The sequence below is a fragment of the Micromonospora sp. WMMC241 genome (assembly GCF_027460165.1).
Taxonomy (GTDB): Bacteria; Actinomycetota; Actinomycetes; order Mycobacteriales; family Micromonosporaceae; genus Micromonospora; species Micromonospora humi.
In genome coordinates this window covers 5,361,463-5,381,594 of the sequence record NZ_JAPZBF010000001.1, presented here as the reverse complement: position 1 = coordinate 5,381,594, position 20,132 = coordinate 5,361,463, and the positions used below count along the sequence as shown (strand labels likewise).

The window sequence follows — 20,132 nt, the reverse complement described above, 5'->3', positions numbered from 1 at the left end:
CCGCCCCGGCTGCCGGCGGCGGGACGGTCCCGCAGGCTTGGTCCGGGCTGCCGGCCGGGTCGGTTCCGCCAGCTCGTTTCGTGCTGCCGGCCGGGTCGGTTCCGCCAGTTCGGCGAGGTGGCGGTATCCCGTGCGATTGATCCAGCCACTTCGCCGAGCTGGTGTCGATCATGGCGGGATCGGGCCGCGCTGACCGGACCCGACCGGACCGCACCGGACCGGACCCGACCGGACCGCACCGGACCGGACCCGACCGGACCGCACCGGACCGGACCCGACCGGACCGCACCGGACCGGACCGGGCTGGACCGGGCCGGACGGGACCGACCGGGCCGGGCTGGGCTGGTAGGTCAGGGGAGCGGGGTGGGGCCGCCGAAGACAACCGGGACGCCGGGGGAGTGCAGCACGCTGACCGGTGGGCCGTCCGGCGCGGGCAGGCCGGCGGCGGTGACCAACTCGTCGTCCAGGTGCAGCAGCTCGGCGCGGTGCAGCGGCCACTGCGGATGCCAGTTCGGCAGGTGAAGGGTGCGCCCGTGGGCCCGGGTGTGCAGGCCCCAGCGGGCGGTGAGGAAGTGCTCCAGCGGCGTCGGCTCGGCTATCGGCGCGCCGACGCGGACGGTCATCCGGCTGGACGCGCCGGCCGGACCGGGCCAGCGGCGTCGGCAGCGGTAGGTGAGCGTGTCGCCGGCGCGGTCCAGCCGCATCGCCGACCACTTGTAGGGCAGGCGGAGGCTCAGTTGGGCGACCAGCACCGGCACCAGCCGGGACGCGTCGAGGGAGCGGAACACCACCGCCCGCCGGCCGGCGCCGTCGACGGAGTAGAGCCGCACGTTGGTCTCCCAGAACGTGCCGAAGTAGGGGATGCCCGGCCCGCGGCCGAACCCCAGGGCGACCATCCGGAAGCCGATCAGCCCGACGTAGGTGAGCCCGTCTATCGTGTCGGGCCGGGTGCCGGCCGGCAGCAGCGGCGCGATCCGCTCCGGCGGGGCCGCCCAGTGCAGGAACGTCAGGTCGTGCCAGCGCTGCGCCAGCCAGGCCCGGCGGATGGCGCGGACGGGTGCGTGCTCGACCGGCTCGATCTCCACAGGCCCATCCTGCCTCCCACCGGGCCGGCGGGTCACTCCGGCCGGTGGCAGACCGCCTCGACGTTGTTGCCGTCGGGGTCGCGGACGAACGCGCCGTAGTAGCCGGCGTGGTATTCCGGCCACACCTTCGGCGCGTGCAGCACCTCGGCGCCGGCCGCCACCGCCGCGTCGTGGAACGCCCGCACGGCCGCCCGGTCGGGCGCGGTGAACGCGATGTGCACCGGCGCGGGGGCGGAGTCGGCCGGTGCGGGCTCGACCCAGAAGTCGGGCGCGTCGACGCCGTAGCCGATCGGGCCGGGCTCCATGATCCGCCGCCCGCCCAGCGGGGCGAGCACCGTGTCGTAGAAGGCGGCGCTGACCTTCAGGTCACGCACCGCTACGGAGAAGTGGTCGAGCACGTCGCCTCCCGCTGATCGCCGATGACCGCGCCAGCCTACGAGCCGGCTGTGACACTTCCCGGCTCACCGACCTCGCCCCGGCCCGCGACCCCGGCTTCCGCCAGGCGCCCGGGCCCGTCCGCGACCGCCCGCCCGCCGGTTCGGCGGGCAGCGCGACGCCGCCGGGCCGTCCGCACCGCGATCAGCAGGCCGGGGAGCGCCCCGAGCAGCCAGATCACGCCCACCGGCCAGTGGATCAGCGTGCCCGCCGCGCCCCGCACCCGCGGCTCGTCACCCAGCACGTAGGACGCCTGCGGGTCCGACGAGCGGCAGCTCATCGCCCATTCGCCGGCCGCCGGCACCCGCACCGACGCGATCCAGGCGAACGTGGCGGCGTCGCCGCCGTAGCCGCCGGGCGGCACGGAGACCGGATCGTCCGCCCGGACCGTCGCGCCGTCGCCGGTGAGCCGGCAGTCCGCGCCCGCCGGGGCGTCACCCACCCCGAAGACCGCGTACGCCCCGGGCGCCGGCACCGCGACCCGCCCGGCCGGCGCCGCGTAGGGGCCGGTCCCGCCGTACTCCCGTGGGTGTTCCCCGACCGTGCTGCCCTCGGCGCCGAGCCGGACCGCGGACTGCGCCAGCAACGCCCCGAACACGACGGCGAGGCAGCCGACCAGGTAGCCGCGCCGCGACGCCGGGCGGGCCCGCTGGGTGAGGCGCGCGCCGGCGGCGTACCCGATCAGGGCCCCGACCACCGCGAGCGCCAGGCCGCCGAGCAGTGCCCGCCCCCAGCGGGCGTCGCCGGCCAGCGGCGCCACCCACCTGAAGAAGGCCAGCGACGCGGCCAGCAGCACGGCGGTGACCAGCGTAGACACGGCGACCGCGAGCGCGACGCCGGCCGGACCGCGACGGCGGGGCTGACCGGCCGCGACCACGGCGGCGAGCACCGGGGACGCGAGCACCGGCCACCACAACGCGGGGGCGACCGTCGGGTCCTCCTCCCAGCGGTGGGTCCACTCGAAGAAGAGCAGCGGGAGCGGAATGGTCGCCAGCAGCCACGCCGCCACCAGCTCTGCGCGTGCCGTCCGAAAAGGATTGGTCACCGACGGTAGGATACCCGGTGACACAGTCGAACACACGGGGGAAACGATGTTCGAGCGACTGGGCAGGTTCGTCGTCGGCAAGGCCTGGTGGGTGATCGGCGGGTGGGTCCTCGCCGCGATCGCGATCGTGGTCACCAGCCCGTCGCTGAGCGACATCACCTCCGCCGACCAGGAGAGCTTCCTGCCGCACTCCTACGAGTCGGTGCAGGCCACCGAGCTGGGCAGCAAGGCGTTCCCGCAGGCGGCGACCGCCACCGCCACCATCGTGGTCAAGCGCGGCGACGGCAAGCCGCTCACCCCGGCCGACGAGGCGCGCGTCGGGCAGCTCGCGCAGGCGCTCAAGGGGCGGAACATCCCGCAGACCGCCGGCTACCTCACCGGCCCGCAGGCCGTCGCGCCGGACAAGTCGGTGCAGATCATCTCCGTCGGCCTGGACGCCGACACCCCGGACGACCCGAAACTGCTGGACGCGGTACGCGACCTGCGCGCCGGCCTCGGCCCGGACCTGGCCGGCAGCGGCCTGACCGCCGGGGTGGCCGGCGACGTGGCGAGCTTCGTCGACAACGAGGACACGTTCAACTCGGCGTTCGCGATCGTCGGGGTCGCCACCATCATCCTCATCATCGGGCTGATTCTGATCATCTTCCGCAGCCCGATCGCCGCGCTGCTGCCGGTCGTGGTGATCAGCGTGGTCATGTCCGTCACCACCGGCCTGGTCGCCGCCGCCGGCAAGGCGTTCGACCTCAACGTCAGCCAGGACCTGCAGACCATCCTGCTGATCGTGCTGTTCGGCATCGGTACCGACTACATCCTGTTCCTGCTGTTCCGCTACCGGGAACGGCTGCGCGCCGGCGACGACAAGCGCACCGCGATGATCGTCACGGTGCAGCGGGTCGGCGAGGTCATCACGTCCGCCGCCGGCGCGGTCATCGTCGCGTTCCTGGTGCTGCTGCTCGCCTCGCTCGGCTTCTTCGGCTCCCTCGGCCCGGCGCTCGCCATCGCCGTCGGCGTCATGCTGGTCACCTCGCTGACCCTGATCCCGGCCGTCGTGTCGCTGCTCGGCCGGTGGGTGTTCTGGCCGTCGAAGGCGTGGCAGCGTACGCCGAAGGCAAGCCTGTCCCGACGGCTCGGCGCCGCCGTCGGCCGCCGGCCCGCGGTGGTGGCCGCGGCCTCCGGCGCGCTGCTCGTCGCGCTCGCCGCCGGGGTGCTCAGCTATCAGGCCGACTACGACTTCAGCGCCGGCTTCCCGCAGGACACCGAGTCGGCGCGCGCCGCCAAGGACCTCCAGCGCGGCTTCGCCGCCGGCGCGCTCGCGCCCACCGAGGTCTACCTGACCACCGGCAACGGCAGCCCGCTCACCGACCAGCAGGTCAACGACTTCGCCGCCGCGTCGGCCGACGCGCCGGGCGTGGCCCGGGTGCAGCCGGCCGAACGCAGCACCACCGACGCGAGCGTCGCCCGGATCAACCTGCTGCTCGACGAGAACCCGGTCTCCAACGAGGCGATCACCCTGGTCCGCGACGACCTGCGGGACGCGCTGCACGACAAGGCCCCATCGGGTACGAAGGCACTGGTCGGCGGCCCCACCGCGATCTTCGCCGACATCAACTCGGCGAACAACCGCGACCTGTCGGTGATCCTCCCGGTGGCCGCCGGCCTGATCGCGCTCATCCTCGCGCTGCTGCTGCGCAGCCTCGTCGCGCCGATCTACCTGGTGATCGCCGTGCTGCTCAACTTCGCGGCCACGCTGGGCGCGACCGTCTACGTGTTCCAGGGGCTCCAGGGCAACCCGGGCGTCACGTTCCAGCTCCCGATCATCCTCTACCTGTTCGTGGTGGCGATCGGCACCGACTACAACATCCTGATGATCGCCCGACTACGCGAGGAGGCCCGGGAGGGCCACGAACCGCACCAGGCGGCGGCGATCGGCGTGGAGCACGCCGGGCCGACGGTGGCCGCGGCCGGGCTGATCCTGGCCGGGACGTTCGGGGTGCTGATGCTCGCGCCGATCTCGTTCCTCCAGCAGATGGGGTTCGCGGTGGCGATCGGGATCGTGCTGTCGGCGTTCGTGATGTCGATGTTCTTCGTACCGGCGTTGACCGGGTTGATCGGGCACAAGGCGTGGTGGCCGGGGCACGGGGACGAGCGGCGTGACGGTGGGGGACGGCATGCGGCGGCGGAGCCGGTGGGCGCGGCCGAGGTGTAGCGGGCGGCGCGGGAGTGCAACCCGGACCGGTGTGCGGGCGTCCCAAGGAGGTGGAAACAGTGAGGACCCGTCGGGGCCGGATTATTCTTTGGATCACGGCCGTCGCCCTGCTCGGCGGTTGTGGGGTCCGCCGGGAACAGTCTGGCCGTCGAGCCGCTCGACGGGCTGCGCCAGCAGGCGGGCGAGGCCCTGACCCGGTACGACCAGGCGGTTCGGACCGCGGGAGGCGCTCCCTTCGTTCCGGTGGGGGAGCTGACTCGCCAACTCGGCGACTGGGAGCCGGCGAACGGTTTCTTCAAGGAGAGCCTGTCGGCCGGCCGCGTCGGCCGCCTCGACGCTGCCCGTAGCTGCCCCAGCAGGCCGGCACCATCGTCTGGGCCAACGGCATCCATCAGGACGTGCCGTTGATATCGGCGGACGAGGCGTTGGCGCAGCTGCGCGCCGCGGGGACGGGCGACTGTTCCGGTTGCGCGCCGCTTAAACTCACCGGCGCTCGCCTGACCACGATGACGGTCAAGACCACCCGTGGCCCGGTCACCGCCCCGACGTGGGAATACACCATCGACGGAACGAGCGTGCGGCTGACGCGAGTGGCGGGGGATCCCTCGGCCGTCGTCCGGGTGACCCCACCGCCCCGGGACGCCAGCCACCCACACGAGGGGCTGGCGGTCGAGTCGGCGACCATCACGACCACGGGCAGCGAGTTGACCGTAGCCTTCACCGGCGTGCCCGGCCCCAGCAGCAAGCCGTGCGGAGCCGACTACGGCGCCGAAGCGGCCGAGTCGGACCTGGCAGTCGTCGTGATCGTCATCGAGTACCGGCACGCCAAGGACGAGGCATGCCCAGCAATCGGAGCGCAGCGCAGCGCCACCGTCGAGCTGTCCCGACCATTGGGGATCGGGCGGTCCTCGAGGTGACGCAGGGCCTGCCCGTGGAGCTGACCATGAAAGGCTGACCGTCATGCTGTCCGGCTCGGCGCCGGACGCTCCCGCCGCCCCTGTCCGCCGTCCAATAAGTCGCTTCACCGCTTGAACGCTGGTGGCCGACCGACAGGTCGGCGGCCACCAGCGTGTGAAAGGCCGGCCGAACTGAGTGGGCTGACGCCGCTGGTACCGGAGTGCGATCGGGGAGCGAGAGGGGTTGGGGCTGATGGCCGAGGGGTGGCCGAACAGGGCAATTGCCGGTCATCGCCGCTGGCAACGGCAGCGCGGTTGATGTGCAGCCGGGGCAAAACAGCGATGCTGTCGGCCTGGCAGAACGGGCGTAGCGTTGTCGGATTTCGGACAGGCCTCCGTGTACATCGACCGTTGCTGGCGATCTGTGGCGGTGGCTCGGTCCGCAGGGCGGGAGCCGGACGCGGCGGTGACCAGCGAGAATGCCACCCGCCGCTGACTGATTGTCTTAATGCAATATCAACAGCCGGGTTAGTTGACAGCGCAGATAGGCGAGCGTGGACCGGCTGAACAGCCGAGCACTTGGGGGTCCCGCTAGCAGGACCCGGGGCGATAGGGTCCGAAACCATCAATGGAAAGTGGGGTGGCGGTGCTTACCGAACTGGCGCTGCCGCATGGGGTGAAGGCAGAGCGTGTGGACGCGGCGGTCCTTGCCGACCCGCGTCCGGGTAGACGTCGGGCCGTCAGGGTGGACTCGACGCCTGCGGCCAGCACATTGGCCCTCGATCTGCCCGGCGGTGGGGCTAGCCGCCATTGGCCGCCCTCTGGTCTTCATCGCGCAGACGAACGAGGCAGTCGACCGCCAGCATCCGGGCGAAGGTCCTCGGCCCCGACGTGACCGACCGGTCGGCGTCGCTTCCTGATGGCTGAGATGCCGACGAGTCCATGCTTGCTCCCCTCTACCAAACGAGCTTGATGTAGGCGGAAAAGATGAACCCCACCTGTGTCTCCGGCAACGGTTCACCCATCGCCGCACACGGTCTGTCGCACAACCACCTACCGTGTCGTGCTCACTCATCGAGGTCACCCAAGCCTTTAGGTGGGACGAACAATGAGTGAGAGCCGTGATTGGGGACAGTTCGACCCCGGCCTCGCGCAATGGATCGATGACCATCGTTGTCGGGTCGTGAAGGCCTACAGCGCCGACCCTCTCTTGATCCCTGAGCATGCCAATCAGGAGGACAGCTATCGAACCGGTGGGTACGCGCAGCGTCAGCTGTTGGAACTGGTCCAGAACGCCGCAGATGCCCTGCACCGCAGCGGCACCCGGGGGCGGGTGGAGCTCCATCTCTCACGCGACTCGCTCTACTGCGCGAACGAAGGCGAAACCTTCACGCAGGCGGGGCTCGAGGCGATCTGCCATGCCTTCTTAAGCGCGAAGCGGGGCGAAGAGATCGGCCGTTTCGGACTGGGCTTCAAGTCGGTCCTCGGCGTCAGCCGGAAACCGGCCGTCTTCAGCCGGTCGATCTGCTTCGACTTCGATGCAGCGAGGTCACGAGCTGAGCTCCTCGCCATCGCGCCGGACGCCCCGCGGTTCCCTGTTCTACGTCTTCCGTCGCTCGTTGACATCGAGCACGAGATGCAGATGGACGAGACTCTGCGGGATCTCGCTTCCTGGGCCCAGACAGTGGTCCGTCTTCCGCTGTCGAGCGACCGCACTCGCCTCGAGCAAGAGATGCGGGACTTTCCCCGCGAGTTCCTGCTCTTCGTGCCTAACGTGTCCGCCCTGCACCTTGTGATCGACGGAGGTGTCGACTCGAGGTTCGAAGTCGTGCACAAATGTGTGGAACTGCCGTCCGGTGACCTGCGTCTTGAAGGCGAAACCGGCCAGCAAGCCGACTGGCGGGTGTGGCACCGTACTCACCGTCCATCGGACGAGGCGTTGGGTGAAGTCGGCGAGGCGGTGCGGCGCGAGGAGGTCCGCGTCTCGTATGCGGTTCCGCTGGCGGACGCGCAGCAACTCGGGCGGTTCTGGGCCTACTTTCCACTAGCGGATGAGACATCGGCCCGCGGAATCATCAACGCGCCGTGGCGAGTCAATGACGACCGCACCAACCTTCTCACCGGAGTCTTCAACAACGAGCTTTTCGACGTCGCTGCAGAGATGATCGTCGCCGGAGTACCCACTCTGACGACAGCCGAGGACCCGGCCAGACACTTCGACTACCTCCCTGCACGTGGACGGGAGGCGCATAACGACGCAGACCGTTACCTGACCGAGCGGGTACCGCGCATAGCTGTGCGGACGCGCTGCGTGCCGGACGCGGACGGGCAGCTACAACTCCCGAGTAGTCTGCGCTTGCCGCATTTCGATCTGCGTCTGGAGCTCCCTACCCATCGCGCATGGCAGGAGGTTCCGGGCAGGCCGGCGCAAGTGCCGCATTGGTCCTGCTACCAGACAGCCACACGACGGGCCCGACTGCGCTCGCTCGTTCGAGTGGAAGACATGAAGGTCTCAGACTCGGAGGTCGGGGCAGGCGAATGGCTCGAGTTGATCGTGCCCGACGGCACGGACGAGCAGTGCAAATCCGCCCTACAGATCTTGGCGACCGTCAGGGATGATTTGACCCGCCGAGACATGCAGGCTGCGAGAGTGTTACCGGATACCTCCGGTCATCTGCGGCGACTCGACGAGACGGACCAGGTCTTCCTGCGAGGCCACGTGCTGAGTTCCACCGCTGGTCTCAGCCTGGCCCGCGGATCGTTCTTAGACGGCCGGGGCGTAGAAGATGCCTTACGCAACCTCGGATTCCGCGATGTCGACCCGACGCTGGAGCTGCGGAAACTCCTCAAGAAATCAGGGAGGGACTGGGGCGACTACGAATGGACCGGATTCTGGAAGCTCGTCGATGAGGTGTCCGTCGCCGACGCGCAGCGCCTGCTAGAGGAACACGTTGCCCTCGGCGGCCGCCTCTGTGTTCGATGCCTGGATCGGTCCTGGCATGTGGTGGGGAACGTCGTCGTCCCTACGGTCGTGGAACCCCGCGGGGCCTCGCTCGCCCTAGACACCGAATTTCATGATTTGCATCTGGCTATTCTTCGCGCCGTTGGCGTGGATGCTCGGCCAACCGTTACCCGTGCGGCGCTGCATGACCCGACGTACATGGAGTACGTGCGGACCGTGCGAGAGCAGCATGTGTGCGACTTGCCGCCTCTGGGACGCCCTGACCCGGGCCTGCTGCACTTCGATGACGAGGCGGTCGGTCCCCTGCACATGCTTCGACGCTTCGCCGACACGGATGATCCGGTGTCTCAGGAGGCGTGGACGCGTGAGCTGCTCATTGTGGACGCGCCGGAACGCGCACGCTTGAGGCACCGTAACCACCGCCTCTTCCCTAACGTACGGGAGGTACAAGCGCCCCACCTTTGGGCCGCAAGGACGTACGGTCTTTTCGCCACTGATTGGGGACCCCGCCGAGCGGAGGAAGCCGTCGGTAGAGGGCTGGCCGGGTATTCGCCTGTACTTCCGGTCGCGCACTGGGAGTCGACGGCCAAGCTTTCGCTGCCAAAGACGCTCGTCGACGTACCCGCCGTTGTCTGGCGCGAGTTCCTCACGCGCGCGCCTGTCGGGGCTGACCCATGGGCCCTCGGTCAGTTGCTGACCGAGGCGGCGCGGTGCCTCGTCGGGGAGACGCCCTTGCAGGTACCTGCGCTGTCCGAAGCGTCAGGGGTGCTGGCGGCGCCGGACGAGGTCCTCCTCGCCCGCACAGAGGAGGAACTCCGCGCGTTGTCGGGACGTCGCTTGCCCTACGTCGCCGTAGCGAAGGACGAGGATGCTGATCTGCTGATCGACAGATGGGGTTGCCGGGAGGCTTCCGCGCAACTTCGCGTAGAGATTGTCGCGGAGATGCCCGGGGAGCCGGTGGTTCTCCTGGACCGGTTCCGGGCCCTGCGCGCCCTCGCCAGCGGGGTTCTGGACGGGTTTGAACTCGTCGAGTGCCAAGGCCTGGCGAGGGAGATAACGGCCGCCGGTGGTATCGATCGGGAACCCATCGACGTCGCACAAGACGGGAACACAGTCTTTTACCTGGCGAGCCTCGAAGACGAAGAGCTTCTGGAGAGGCTCGCGGGAGAGTTCGATCTACACCTCACGACAATGAGCATAGGGCGGATCCTCAGCGACGCGCAGGACGAGCAGATCAGGTCACGCATGGCGACGTGCCGGGTCGAGCGCGATCCCGCCAAGAAGCTCCTGACGCTTGTCCACCCGCGCGTCCTGGAGTCGAAGCTGCCCGCTGGCCTGCTTCGAGCCGTCCGGCACCTCGGGGACAGCGGAGGCGATTACCAACTGGCGGAGCTCCTGCTGCACGTGCATGGGTATGACGTCCTGCGCGAACTCCGCCATGAACTGCAGGAAGCAAGGTTCCCGGTCCCAACGCAGTGGGCAGGTTCTGCTCCAGCTATCAGCTTCGTCAGACAACTCGGCTTTCCCGCTGAGTACGCTGGCGAGCGAGGGCAGCGACTTGAAGCTGACCTTACTGTGCCGGGCCCACCCGACTTGAACGCCTTGCACCCCTACCAGGAGAAGTTGGCTGGGGATATTCGGCAGCTGATCAAGGATCCCGATCGGGCGCTGCTGTTCCTGCCGACGGGGGCCGGGAAGACACGCGTCACGGTTCAGGCCTTGGTGCATGCCTTCGTCGAAGACGGCCTGAATGGACCGCTGCTGTGGATCGCGCAGAGCGAGGAACTCTGCGAGCAGGCAGTCCAAACCTGGAGCGTGGTCTGGAGGCAGTTCGGCGACCGCAGGCCACTTCGACTTTCCCGTCTATGGGACCGGAACGAGGTGGCCCCCAGCGACGACGAGGTCATGGTGGTGGTCGCGACCGACGCTAAGCTCGCGATCTGCCGGGACAAGGACGACTACGACTGGCTAAGTCAGCCGTCTATGGTTGTGATCGACGAAGCCCATGTGGCAACGGGGAAGGACTACACCGCGACGCTGAAATGGCTGGGGCTGGACCACCGTAGAACAACGCGTCCGCTCCTCGGCCTGACGGCGACTCCGTTCAAAGGTACAGGCGGCGAAGAAGCGAACATACGGCTGGCCGCGCGGTTCAACAGGCGTCTGCTGGACGCACTCGGGGAAGACCCGTATGCGGCACTACAGGCTCAGGGCGTCCTCTCGCGGGTAGAGCACCGCATTCTCGACGGCGCGAACCTAGAGCTCGATGCGCAAGAGCGGGATTATGCTCTCAGAACCCGGCAGCTCCCGCAGGGCGCGCTGGATCGTTTGGGCAAGGATCAGGCTCGCACACAGCGGTTACTGGAGGACATCGCGTCATTGCCCGACGAGTGGCCCATCCTGGTGTTCACCGCGTCGGTGTTGTCGGCACAGGTCCTCGCCGCGCTGCTTCGTGTGCGCGGCATAGGCTCGGCAGCCGTCAGTGGGGCGACCCGTACACAGGAGCGGCGCCGTAGCATCGAGGCGTTCCGCGCGGGCGACATTAGAGTTTTGACTAACTGCAATGTGCTCACTCAGGGATTCGACGCGCCGAGTGTCCGGGCCCTGTACATCGCCCGGCCCACCTTCAGCCCGAACGCCTACATACAGATGGTCGGACGTGGCTTGCGAGGACCAGCGAACGGCGGCAAAGAGGAGTGCTTGGTCGTCAACGTCGCAGACACCTTCGGCCAGTTCGGCGAACGCCTGGCCTACCAGAAGTTCGACTACCTCTGGGAGCGGCAAGGGGGTCGGCTTCGGTGAGGCTGATTCCTGACCTCGACCGTCTCGGTAGCGTCGGAAGCACCGCGGAGCTTCGCCTTGCGAAGCTGCTCGCACAGGCCGAGTTGCCGGAGCCGGCGACGTGCCTGTACTCGGTGCATCTGCCTGCCCATGAGTACAAGCGGATGTCGGAGGTGGACTTCCTGGCCGTGTGGGACGACACAGTCCTGGTGATCGAGGTCAAGGGTGGCCGGCTGGGGCGACACGGCGGGACGTGGACCGTGACGGATCGGTACGGCGATGTAACGGAGAAACGCGAAGGGCCGTTCGAGCAAGCACGTTCGGCGATGTTCGCGCTGGAAGCGCGGTTGCAGGAGCGGATCCCCGCCTTGGACGTCGCGTTTGGTTATCTCGTCGTCACACCGGATCAGGAACTTGGGGACGATCTCGAGTGGGAGCCTCAGCAGCACGTGGGTTTCCGGTCGATGACCGTCTCGGGCATCGAGAAGGCCCTCGAGGAATCACGCCGTTTCTGGAAGTTGCGGGCCCGCAGACCAGTCCGCGGGGGAGCGTACCGAGAACTGCTGAGGGTGCTACGCCCCGACTTCGACCGTCTCCCGACCCTGCGAAGCAGCATGGTCAACCTCGAAAGTGAGTACGTCCGGCTGGCCGATCGGCAGTACGACCTGTTGTTGGGCGCCGAGCGCAATCCGCGGGTCCTGTGTATCGGCGGGGCGGGGTCGGGCAAGACTCTGCTGGCGGTCGAGACGGCCCGGCGCGCGGCCCGTCAGGGCTATCGTGTGATGCTTACCTGCCGCTCCGAACCACTCGCGCGGATGCTCGGGGAACAGCTTCGCGACACGGACGTCGTCTGCGTTTCCTTCGACGGCGCACTCGGCGGTGGCACCGTCGATATGCTCGTCGTCGACGAGGCGCAGGACATTCTGAACGTCGAGTCGCTGCTGGAGCTGGATGAACTGGTCGATGGCGGCTGGTCCGGCGGACGATGGCGCGTCTTCTGCGACCCGAACAACCAGGCGAACGTGGACGGGACGTTCGACCGCGTCTGCTTCGACGAGCTGGCAGCACTTTCGTCGGTCGTCGAGCTGCCGTTCAACTGCCGGAACACCGCGACCGTCGTTCACCAGACGCAGATGGTTACGGCCGCCGACCTGGGGGTCGCCCGGGCGGGCGAGGGCCCGCCTGTGGAATACAAGCGGTGTTCGGACAAAAGTGCCGTTGCAGCTGTGCTCGACGCCCAGCTCAAGCGCTTGCGAAAGGACGAGGTCGACCTGGCTGAGGTCGTCGTTGTGACGATGTGTGACAGGGTCTCCGACAGTTCGGCGACGGCTAGCAAGGCCTACCAGACCGGGCGACTCGTCGCGGCGGCGGAGGGCTTCGAAACGACCGCAAACGCCGCGCGTCTGGTCACCGCCGCCGAGATCAAAGGGCTGGAAGCCCTACATGTTTGCGTCGTCGACGTGGACGACGTTAACGACCCCGTGTCCAGGGCACGGCTGTACGTCGCGATGACCCGACCACGAATCAGCCTCTGGCTCGCGCTGTCGGACCAAGCTTGGCGACAAATTGCGGAGGGCCCGAGCGCTGGAGGAGCAAACTGATGCATGCCTACGACCCCGTCGCAGTCCGGGACGACCTGGTGCAGTACCTCCGAGAGCAATACCTCGGACCGGCGAGCGAAGAGGAAGTCGTTCAAGGGCGGCCCGACCGGATCTATCTCGTAGGCACCCTTTACCCCCGTGGCCGGTCCGCAGAGCGACCTGACGGCAGTGTCTTGGGCGACGATTCACACGACGAGGAGCTGGACGAGCCCGTCGAGCTCGCCAACGCCTGGCACCCCGCCTCCGCGGCCATCTCGTTCCTCCACGACGCTGTCACTCTGCGATGCACCGTCAAAGCAGCGGTCTACGAGCCGGACGTCACCGACGGTGGCGAAGGTGGCAGGGATCGCTGGCGACGACGAAGGTTGGTTCAGGAACCGGTCGAGATCTCGGCCGGTGCAGGTCCGCCAGTCAAGAAACAGAACGTTCTGGAAGATCGGGCCCGACTCGTGTCGGTGTGGAGGCCCGTCGGCGAACGGTGGCTCGTAACCGTCGCACTGGAGAACCGGGCGGAACATGACGAGGCCGACTCCCCGCCGCCTACCGAGCAGTGCCTCTTCCAGGTCAACGTGCGGTGCGAGGCCGTGGGAGGCAGCATTCTGCCCTATCCGAGCAGCCAGGAGCTCAGCACCGACGAGGAAGACGAGGAGCTCCGCCTGCTCTATCGCGCGCGCCGCGCGTACGGCGTCGGCCACGGCTGCTCGGTGAGCTGGGACCCCGGGCCCGACGGCACCGCCACCGCCGTTTCAACGGACATGCTTCCAGCGACCACCGTTCCCGCCGTCAGGGCAAAAGGTCTAAACCTCCCGATTCTCTCTCTGGCCCGTCTGGGCGACGAGACCCTGCCGGTCAGACGCCTGTGCACCGAACTGAGCGAATTTGTCCTCGCCTACGAGGAGTGGATCGGGAAACAGGAGACAGAGGCGAAAGGGCTCGAGGAGCCATACCAGCCAGCCGCCGAGCGCTTGCTGGAACGTATGCGGCGCGCCGCTCACCGGATGAGGGAGGGCATCCAGCTGCTGGGCGACGACCAGGACCAACGGCCGTTGCTCGCCTTCAGGCTCGCGAACGCCGCCATGCGCGAGCAGATGCTGCAGAGCGGCCACGTGAGGAAATCGCCGGGCAATCGTGGTGCTCCGCTGCCGGTGCGGCAGCTGCCCGCCACGGAACCCGCCTGGCACCCGTTCCAACTAGGATTCCAGCTGCTGGCTCTTGCTTCGACCGCCCTGGCTACGCATGACGACCGGGAAACCGTCGACTTAATCTGGTTTCCGACGGGTGGCGGCAAGACGGAGGCCTACCTCGGCCTCGCTGCATTCGAGATGATCCGACGCCGTCTGTATCGGGGGATCCACGGCGGGGGCACGGCCGTCCTGACCCGGTACACCCTGCGGCTGCTGACCGCCCAGCAGTTCCAACGCGCCGCGACGCTGATCTGTGCCTTGGAGCAACTGCGGGAGACGAGGCCGGAGCTTCGAAACACACCGCCGTTCAGCATCGGCCTGTGGGTGGGCGGTGAGACCACGCCCAACAGCTTTGAGGACGCCCACCAGCTCACGACCGAGCTGAGAAAGGCTCAGGAACCGGAAAGCCCGTTCCAAATACAGTCCTGTCCGTGGTGCGGCACCCCGATCCTGCCGAGCGCCAAGCAACAGGACTCGGGAGCGTACGGCGTTCGGACGACCAAGCACACCTTCGAGCTGTTCTGCCCTCACGGTGAATGCCCCTTCCATGATCTTTTGCCCGTAAGCGTCGTCGACGAGCAGATGTTTCAGGACCCTCCGACGCTGCTCGTCGCGACGGTGGACAAGCTGGCACGTCTCCCCTGGGTCACGGACGCGGGATCGCTGTTCGGTCTCGGTAACGTGCCCTACGACGCGCCCAGCTTGGTGATTCAAGACGAGTTGCATCTGCTGTCCGGCCCGCTGGGCACGACGGTGGCCCTCTACGAAGCCGCCGTTCAGAGCTTGATTGGATGGCAGGGTTCACGCCCTAAGGTCGTCGCATCCACCGCAACGATTCGGGCGGCTGATCACCAGGTTCGTGGGCTCTTCGGCTCGAAGGTTGCTCTTTTTCCGCCCAGCGGCCTCACCGCCGACAACAGCTTCTTCGCTGAGATTGATCATGACGTCCCGGGGAGGCTTTACCTCGGTCTCATGCCGCAGGCGCACACACAAGCCTTCGCGACTGTCCTTACCTGCGTCGCTTTGCTGCAAGGACCGCGCTACCTCGGCCTGGAAGACGACGCGCTGGACTCATACTGGACCGTCGTGGCCTATCACAACAGCCTGCGCGAGCTCGGCCGTACCGTGACCATCGCTCGGGACGACGTCGAGAGCATGCTCCGTGCCCGGGACAACAGAGACCGCCCGTCACGTAGCCTGCGTCGCGACGGGGTCGTCGAGCTCACGAGCAACGTGCCGGCCAACCAGCTTCCCAAGCTGCTGGCGCGACTGGAGCGGCCGGTCCAGCACCCCGAGGCGATCGACCTCGTTGCAACGACCAACATGCTCTCGGTGGGTATCGACATCAGCCGGCTAGGGCTGATGCTGATGAATGGGCAACCCAAGACCACGTCCGAGTATATCCAGGCGACCAGCCGCGTAGGGCGGGCGAACGTGCCCGGACTCGTCGTGACGTTGCTGAGAGCAAGCAAGCCCCGCGACCGCTCGCACTACGAGGCGTTCCGCGCGTACCACCAGGCGCTCTACCGCTACGTGGAGCCGACGAGCGTCACCCCCTGGTCCTTGGCATCACGCCGCAGGTCTCTTCCGGCGGCGCTCGTCCTCCTCGTCAGGCATGGCGCAGGCTTGCGCGCAAACGATGACGCCGGCGACTTCCGGACCGGTGATCCGCTGGTGAGGGCAGCTGTCGAGAAGCTGTGCGCCATTGCCCGCAAGGCCGACCCTGAAGAAGCGCAAGAGGTCGAAGCTGACGTGCGGCAGCTGGTCAACGATTGGGAACACCGTAGCCGGCGTGCAGAGGAAATGGGCGAGCGGCTGAAGTATGACTCCAAGACCGGCCCGGCCCTGCTCAAGGACTTCGGGGAGCAGCGGGACGGATGGGCACTGATGCACTCGATGCGATCGGTCGATCGGCAGGTCCGGGTGGTAGCCGTGGGGGAGTCGCTGTGACGAAGCGGGGTAGGTCCAGTATGAGGATGGTCAGGCTCAGCCAGGTCGTGTCCCCGTTCGGCGTGGGTGCTGTCTTCGACGTCCTCGGAGAATCCCTGATGGGCGTTGACATCAGCGGGTGGGCGTACAACAAGAGCGCAAAGGTGGAGTCACGACGGCTAGAGCAAGCTCTTGGCGTAAAGGAGCTGCGCTCGCCGCCGAGCGTCCCTTCTTACCCGTCCAAGCACACTCCAGGCATTCCCTACCAGCGCTTCCCGCGTTGGCTTTTCTGCCAGAATTGCCGACGCATGCGATACATGCTCGGTGCTGAGGAAACCGGCGGGGCGCCGAGGTGCGCGCACTGCGGTGCGCACATGGTCCCCATGCGATTCATCGCGGTGTGCGCCAAACGCGGCCATGCGATGGACGTTCCTTGGGACCGATGGGCTCACTCGCAGTATGAAACCGAGGACCAGAAGCGGTGCCGCAAGCAGGAGCTGCGCTTTGAAACGAGGAGCGCCGGGTCCGAGGGGCTGTCCAGTCTGGTCGTGCACTGCATGACCTGCAACGCGTTCCGGCACCTCGGTGAGTTGCCGAGCCGGGACTCCCTGAAGAGAATCGGCGTGCGGTGCTCCGGAACGCAGCCGTGGCAGCGGGGCAACTTTTCGTGCGACGAACGGGTCGAGGTCCTCCAGCGTGGCGCCACGAACGTCACGCTTCCAGAGGCGACTACTGCGTTGGACATCCCGGAACCGACCGCTCCGGCCCGCGACCTCGAGGCCGACATCCGGCAGCATCGCAACTTCGACGATGTTCGTACCGCTCCCGACGGACCGCGGGCTAGTGTTCTCGTCGAATTGATCTCCGAGGATCTGGGGGTGCCCAAGGACCTCGTGTTGCACGTGGCGCGAGGTGGCGGTGGTACGGACTCGGCGGAGGGCTTGCGCGAAACCCGGGCAGGCTTGCTCAACGGTGAGTGGCGGGCGTTCATGCAGGCCACCGACGTCAACGGTGAGGCCATCGGGACTCCGAACTTCATCGTGTCTTCCACCGAGCTGGTGGCGGGCGCGGGCAGTGAGGTATACGACTTGCTCGCCGAGAAGGTCCAGGACGTCGTGTTGGTACACCGCCTGAGGGAGGTCCGCGTCCTCCACGGGTTCCGGCGGTACGACCTTGCGGCGGACGTCGTTCCGGTCGACCTTGGACCCCGCGGACGCGAGCGCTGGCTGCCAGCGATCGAGTCGTTCGGAGAGGGCATTTTCCTGTCGCTCGACCAGCAGCGGCTCGCCTCCTGGGAGCAGATCGACGCCGTTGTCGACCGCGCGGAACTCCTTGAGCGACGCCGCCGCGACAGCCACATTGGATCGCGATTCCCGGAAGTCTCGCCGAGGTCGGTTCTCCTTCACACGCTTGCACATTTGCTGATCCGTCGGCTGGCCTTCTCCTGCGGCTACTCGGCGGCCTCTCTGCGCGAGCGCATCTACGCCGGCGTCGGGCCGGACCCGGAAGCCGGGTTTTTGATCTACACAGCGGCGGGCGATGCCGAGGGCACCCTTGGCGGGCTCGTCCGGCAGGGCGAACATCCCCGTCTTGCGCAAACGCTGCTCGCCGCACTGGAGGAAGCAGCTTGGTGCTCCGCCGACCCAGTATGCCGAGAAAGCCGAGGGCAGGGGCTGAACAGCTTAAACCTCGCTGGCTGCCACGGCTGCTGCCTCGCCGCAGAGACGTCGTGCGAACGATCGAATGTGTTGCTCGACCGGGTTCTGGTGGTCGGTGACGACCAGACACCAGGATTCTTCGGCGATGTAATCGAAGCCCTTCGAGCTGCCTCCGTGGCGCAGATATGAGGGCCGCGGAGGAGTCAGCCTGCGAAGGCCATCGGACGGGCGCACTGGCGAAACGACTAAAGGACCCCCGACAAGTCGAGCTGGCACCCTGGCAGCTCGACGCTGTCGAGACGTGGGCCAGCGGCGGCGATGGACCCGCGTACCGCGGAACGCTGGAAATTTTCACAGGTGGCGGCAAATCCCTGATCGCGGTGGAGTGCATCCGCCGCGCGGCGCTCCTCGAACCGCAACTCCACGTCGCCATCGTCGTGCCGACGCTCGCACTCGCCCGGCAGTGGCACGACGTCGTGCTACGACACACGGCGCTGAACCCACGGGACGTCGGCCGGCTCGACGGCGAGCACAAGGACGACCTGCAATCCAAGAGAATTCTGATCAGCGTCCTCAATACGGCCGCCGAGCGGCTACCCGAGCTGGCAGCAACTGCCGCATCCCCGCTCATGCTCATCGTCGACGAGTGCCACCGAGCGGGAGCGCCTCGTTTCTCGCGCGTGCTGAAAACCAAAGCGTCGTTCCGGCTCGGCCTCAGCGCCACCGCAGAGCGCGACGACGTCGATGAGCAAGGCCTGCCGATCCAGTACGACGACCACATACTCGGTGAAGAGCTCGGCCGCCTGGTCTACCGCTTCGATCTCCGTGCCGCCCGGAAAGTCGGATGGCTTCCCGAGTACACCGTGCACCACCACGGGGTCGAGCTGATGTCGGAGGAGCGCCGCCGCTACGAACAGCTAACACGGCGTATCGACGACCTGTCGGAGCGACTCGACGACTTGGGTGTGCCGAGTTCATTGGCGCGGCAGGCGTCAGGGCGGCCTGGTGAAACGGGGGCGCTGGCCCGTAGTTATGTAGGGACGGTGGCGCAACGGAAAGACCTGCTCTACCGAGCGGGCGAGCGTGCACGTGTTGTGGCAGAGATTATGTGCAGCTTGGTCGACCGAGCGGACACACCGCGCGCCTTGTTGTTTCACGAGCGCATCGACGAGGCGGTCGACTTGCACCGCCAGCTGACTGACGCTGGCCTTGGATTCCCGATCGGTCTGGAGCACTCCGGACTGCCCGAGGCGCAACGACGGGATGCGCTCGCACGCTTCGCACAAGGCTCGACACCCGTCCTTGTCAGCGTCAAGTCGCTCATTGAAGGCATTGACGTGCCGGACGCCGACGTCGGCGTATCCGTCGCTTCGTCATCGAGCGTCAGACAGCGGGTGCAGGCGCTCGGTCGAGTCTTGCGAAGGCGTTTCGACGGCGGCAGCAAACACGCCGAGATGCACATCATCTACGTCCACGACACGGTCGACGAGGCTATCTATGCCAAGGAGGACTGGTCCGACCTGACCGGGGAGGCCGTCAACCGGTACCGGCTATGGCGGGGCGGAACTGCAGCACCGGAGGAACGCCATGGGCCGCCGAGGACGCCGCGACCCACCGAGGACCAATTTTGGGAGGGCCTCGGCCGCAAGGTGCCGCCGGAACCGGTGTTGTGGACGCCCGACCTGCCCGTTTCGGAATGGAGCTTGGATTCCCGCGGCTCCGTCACGACCGTTACCGGCACGTTGGTCGCGAATGTCCAGGATGCGGCTCGGCGGGTCGCTCTGATCAAGAGCGGCGGTGGAAGGTTCCGTATTTCGAGTCGGCACCGATTGATCGTGGTGCCTGATTTTGAGGGCGGGGAGACGCGAGCCTGGCTAGTTGGCCGGCTCGAAGAGCCGTTCGAACTCGCCGCATCCGTGGACTCGGAGACCCAGTCGTCTGCTCTTGCCGAGGAGCCCGAACCCGGAGCTCCGTATTCCGGTCCGAACGACCGGAAGGGCGGCAGTTACCACCTCCGACAGAAGGCTGGCGGCGTCATCGAGCGGCGCGTTGCCGAAGGCCGGGAGTGGGCTGCGGTCGACCCGTCCGACGGTCCGGCCGAACTGGTCGACAACGCCGTTCGGCTGCTGCATGCGTGGCGCCGAACGGGGGAGAGCGGCCTCCAGTTCCACCTCAACGAAGCCGGGGACGCCTACTACGTGAGCGGTGGACAAATCCGCTTCCTCGCCCGCGTACCCGGCGGCTTCGCCTGGCCAGGCTAGCTCGGAATTTCCAACCCCAACTACAACTGAAGGTGACAGTGACGGTACCTAAGCAACGGCGGCAATACCCCTGGCTCGAGCCGTCGTCG

10 protein-coding genes are annotated in these 20,132 nt (G+C 67.5%); 7 read left to right on the top strand and 3 right to left on the bottom strand.

Going from position 1 to position 20,132, the window contains the following annotated elements:
- Positions 1-350 precede the first annotated feature (350 nt).
- The 3 genes from O7598_RS24305 to O7598_RS24295 are packed head-to-tail and all read right to left on the bottom strand — an operon-like array spanning position 351 to position 2,565.
- The gene (locus tag O7598_RS24305) at positions 351-1,085 is read right to left on the bottom strand and encodes a YqjF family protein (RefSeq protein WP_269693592.1); all 735 of its coding nucleotides are present in this window, start codon (positions 1,083-1,085) and stop codon (positions 351-353) included.
- 32 nt (positions 1,086-1,117) lie between these two features.
- On the bottom strand, positions 1,118-1,483 hold the full coding sequence (locus O7598_RS24300) for a VOC family protein (protein ID WP_269693591.1): 366 nt from the start codon (positions 1,481-1,483) through the stop codon (positions 1,118-1,120).
- 35 nt (positions 1,484-1,518) lie between these two features.
- A complete protein-coding gene (locus O7598_RS24295) occupies positions 1,519-2,565 on the bottom strand; it encodes a hypothetical protein (protein ID WP_269693590.1) in 1,047 nt (348 codons plus the stop codon).
- Between the two features lie 46 nt (positions 2,566-2,611).
- On the opposite strand from O7598_RS24295, the gene O7598_RS24290 reads away from it, so the two are divergent.
- The 7 genes from O7598_RS24290 to O7598_RS24260 all read left to right on the top strand — a co-directional run bounded on the left by O7598_RS24290 (position 2,612) and on the right by O7598_RS24260 (position 20,043).
- Positions 2,612-4,771 carry an MMPL family transporter gene (locus tag O7598_RS24290; RefSeq protein ID WP_269693589.1) on the top strand — a complete coding sequence of 720 codons (2,160 nt, stop codon included), beginning with the start codon at positions 2,612-2,614 and terminating at the stop codon, positions 4,769-4,771.
- A 506-nt stretch (positions 4,772-5,277) separates the two neighbouring features.
- Positions 5,278-5,688 (top strand): hypothetical protein, encoded by a 411-nt coding sequence (locus tag O7598_RS24285; protein ID WP_269693588.1) that lies wholly within the window; start codon positions 5,278-5,280, stop codon positions 5,686-5,688.
- Positions 5,689-6,775: 1,087 nt separating this feature from the next.
- Positions 6,776-11,431 (top strand): DEAD/DEAH box helicase, encoded by a 4,656-nt coding sequence (locus tag O7598_RS24280; protein ID WP_269693587.1) that lies wholly within the window; start codon positions 6,776-6,778, stop codon positions 11,429-11,431.
- Complete coding sequence (locus O7598_RS24275) at positions 11,428-13,011, top strand: nuclease-related domain-containing DEAD/DEAH box helicase (RefSeq protein ID WP_269693586.1); 1,584 nt, start codon at positions 11,428-11,430, stop codon at positions 13,009-13,011. Before O7598_RS24280 ends, O7598_RS24275 begins: the two co-directional genes overlap by 4 nt.
- Complete coding sequence (locus tag O7598_RS24270) at positions 13,011-16,145, top strand: helicase-related protein (protein WP_269693585.1); 3,135 nt, start codon at positions 13,011-13,013, stop codon at positions 16,143-16,145. The genes O7598_RS24275 and O7598_RS24270 overlap by 1 nt, the downstream gene beginning before the upstream one ends.
- Positions 16,073-17,971, top strand: a complete 1,899-nt coding sequence (locus O7598_RS24265) for a DUF1998 domain-containing protein (protein WP_332367389.1) — start codon at positions 16,073-16,075, stop codon at positions 17,969-17,971. The genes O7598_RS24270 and O7598_RS24265 overlap by 73 nt, the downstream gene beginning before the upstream one ends.
- Positions 17,968-20,043, top strand: a complete 2,076-nt coding sequence (locus O7598_RS24260; RefSeq protein ID WP_269693583.1) for a DEAD/DEAH box helicase — start codon at positions 17,968-17,970, stop codon at positions 20,041-20,043. Before O7598_RS24265 ends, O7598_RS24260 begins: the two co-directional genes overlap by 4 nt.
- Positions 20,044-20,132 lie beyond the last annotated feature (89 nt).